Here is a 1,659-nt window from a genome sequence, read left to right as displayed (position 1 = left end):
CCGATTTTCCCGCCCGTGAATCGATGGAGTTCGACGTCGTGATTGTGGGCGCTGGCCCTGCGGGCCTGGCGACGGCGATCCGTCTCAAGCAGCAGGCGGTCGAGAAGGGCGCGGACATCTCCGTCGTGGTGGTGGAGAAGGGCTCCGAGGTGGGCGCTCACATTCTCTCCGGCGCGGTGATCGACCCCATCGGCCTCGACGGCCTCCTGCCCGAGTGGCGCACCGATCCCGACCGGCCCCTCAAGACGGAGGTGACGGCCGACGAGTTCATGTATCTGGGGCACGCGGGCGGCGTGCGGCTGCCCAACGTGTTCATGCCCAAGCTCATGAACAACCACGGCAACTTCGTGGGGTCGCTGGGCAACGTCGCCCGCTATCTCGGCCGCAAGGCCGAGGAATTGGGGGTCGAGATCTATCCGGGCTTCCCGGCTTCCGAGGTGCTGATCGAGGACGGCAAGGTGGTGGGTGTCGCCACCGGCGACATGGGCATCGGGCGCAACGGCGAGCCCAACGCCAATTTCACCCGCGGCATGGAGCTGCGCGCCCGGTACACGATCTTCGGCGAGGGGGCGCGCGGGTCGCTCACCAGGCAGATGGTGGAGCGCTACGGCCTGAACCAGGGCCGCGACCACCAGAAATACGGCATCGGCATCAAGGAGCTGTGGCAGGTCAAACCGGAGAAGTTCCAGCCGGGCCTCGTGCGCCATTCCATGGGCTGGCCGTTGCCGAACAACGCGGGCGGCGGCTCCTGGCTCTATCATTTCGACGACAATCTCGTCTCTGTCGGTTTCGTGGTGCATCTCAACTACAAGAACCCGACCCTCTCGCCCTTCGACGAGTTCCAGCGCTTCAAGACCCACCCGATGGTGCGCGACGTGTTCGAGGGCGGAAAGCGCATCGGCTACGGCGCGCGCGCCATCATGGAGGGCGGCTGGCAATCGGTGCCGCGGCTGTCCTTCCCGGGCGGCTGCCTGGTGGGCGACTCGGCCGGCTTCGTGAACGTGCCGCGCATCAAGGGCAGCCACAACGCCATCCTGTCGGGCATGCTGTGCGCCGATCACGTGTTCGCAGCCCTGCAGGCGGGGCGGGCCAACGACGAGGTTTCGTCCTACGAGGAGGCCTGGCGCTCCTCGCCCATCGGCTACGATCTCAAGCGGGTGCGCAACGTGAAGCCGCTGTGGTCGAGATACGGCACGGCCGCGGGCGTGGCGCTGGGCGGGCTCGACATGTGGATGACGGAGCTGTTTGGCTGGTCCTTCTTCGGCACCATGAAGCACGGCAAGCCGGATCATGAATGCCTGCTGCCGCTCAACCAGGTGAAGCCGATCAAGTACGACAAGCCCGATGGGGTGCTGACCTTCGACAGGCTGTCCTCGGTGTTCCTGTCCAACACCAACCACGAGGAGGATCAGCCGGTCCATCTCAAGGTGAAGGACATGGGCCTGCAGAAGGTGTCCGAGCACGACGTGTTCGGCGGTCCCTCGCAACGCTACTGCCCGGCGGGCGTGTACGAGTGGGTTGAGGGCGAGGGGGGCGTGCGCTTCCAGATCAACGCCCAGAACTGCGTCCACTGCAAGACCTGCGACATCAAGGACCCCAACCAGAACATCACCTGGATCACCCCCGAGGGCGGCGGCGGACCCAACTACGTCAATATGT

The 1,659-nt window shown here is 65.7% G+C and carries 1 protein-coding gene; it reads left to right on the top strand.

Annotated elements, in window-relative coordinates; translation table 11 throughout:
- A partial coding sequence (locus GR328_RS26430; protein WP_246216113.1) for an electron transfer flavoprotein-ubiquinone oxidoreductase occupies positions 1 to 1,659 on the top strand: 1,659 nt, incomplete at both ends.

It is taken from the genome of Microvirga makkahensis (assembly GCF_009830105.1).
Lineage (GTDB): Bacteria > Pseudomonadota > Alphaproteobacteria > Rhizobiales > Beijerinckiaceae > Microvirga > Microvirga makkahensis.
Note: the sequence above shows the minus strand (reverse complement) of the source record. Positions and strands in the feature narration are given on the sequence as shown.